Source organism: Lacticaseibacillus suihuaensis, assembly GCF_054785075.1.
In genome coordinates this window covers 1-1126 of sequence record NZ_BAAGBJ010000037.1, presented here as the reverse complement: position 1 = coordinate 1126, position 1126 = coordinate 1, and the positions used below count along the sequence as shown (strand labels likewise).

The 1126-nt window shown below is 54.4% G+C and carries 1 protein-coding gene; it reads right to left on the bottom strand.

Features of this window, described 5'->3' with window-relative positions; genetic code table 11:
* Nucleotides 1–75: 75 nt before the first annotated feature.
* Nucleotides 76–1126: IS30 family transposase (locus ACYVRZ_RS13080; protein ID WP_461227469.1), on the bottom strand; the 1051-nt coding region annotated here is incomplete at its 5' end.

Here is a 1126-nt window from a genome sequence, read left to right as displayed (position 1 = left end):
CGCAAATTGCAAGAACAAGTTAGCCACCCCATGGCACGACACCGTGAGATGAACTGTTATCTTTGATGAGTTGAGTTAGCTGGCTACGACTACCTTGGCAGCTCGTCGCTGAGCTCGAGCGCGCTCAGCGACGAAGACTTCCTCGGTCGTCCGATATCTGAGTTGGCGACGAGGGAGGCGGTTGAGCCGATCTTGAGTTTCGGCGACAGCTTGTGGGCTGACAGCGTCTAGGGATTCACCTTTGGGAAAGTCTCGCCGAACCATCTTATTGTGGACCTCGTTGGTGCCGCGCTCGCTGGAACGGTATGGATGCGCATAGTACACGGTGGCCACGCCATCGAGCACCGAGTCTAGGTCGGCAAACTCAGAGCCATTGTCGGCAGTAATTGTTTTAATGACGTCGCCGTACTCCGCAACGATACCGCGCATGGCGTAGTTTACGGAGTCGGCGTCGCGGCCATCAATCAGACGCATGAACTGGAAACGGGACTTGCGTTCGATGAACGTCATAATGACGCTCTCTTGACCATCACGCTTACCCACCACTGTATCTAACTCGAAGTGGCCGAACTCACGGCGACTATCCACACGTTTGGGGCGCTCATCGATACTGCGTCCAGTAAGCAGGCGTTTATGCTTGGTGTTGGCCTTGTGCTTGATGTGGTGGCTGGTCTTCTCCAGCAGATCAATATTCTTGATCTCCAGGAGCTGAGCATCAATGTAGCTGTACAGCGTCGCCGTGCAAACCATCTCCTCGGGTCGATAGAGCTTCTTTTCCTTGGCTCGGCCAACCACGGCGTCTGGGGACCAGCCGTCTTGTTTGAAGTGTTCTGTGAAGTGAGCGATGAAGTCAGCGGCTTGGACGAGCTTGAGAGGTCTGTGGCATCGCCGCCGGTTCTCTTCGTAGCGAAGCTGGGCTGTCTCAGCGCTGTATTCAGTGCGATACACACGCTTGCCATTGACCTTCTGAACCTGATCGATCTGGCCTCGGTTTAGCTCGTTGGCGACGGTTTGCCGGCAGATACCAAGTATGCGTGCAATTTCTCGATTTGACTTCTCCTCTCCATGAAGTGCAGCGATTTTTCCACGTTCGAAAGCAGTCAGATGGTGACCTTTGGTGTGAGAC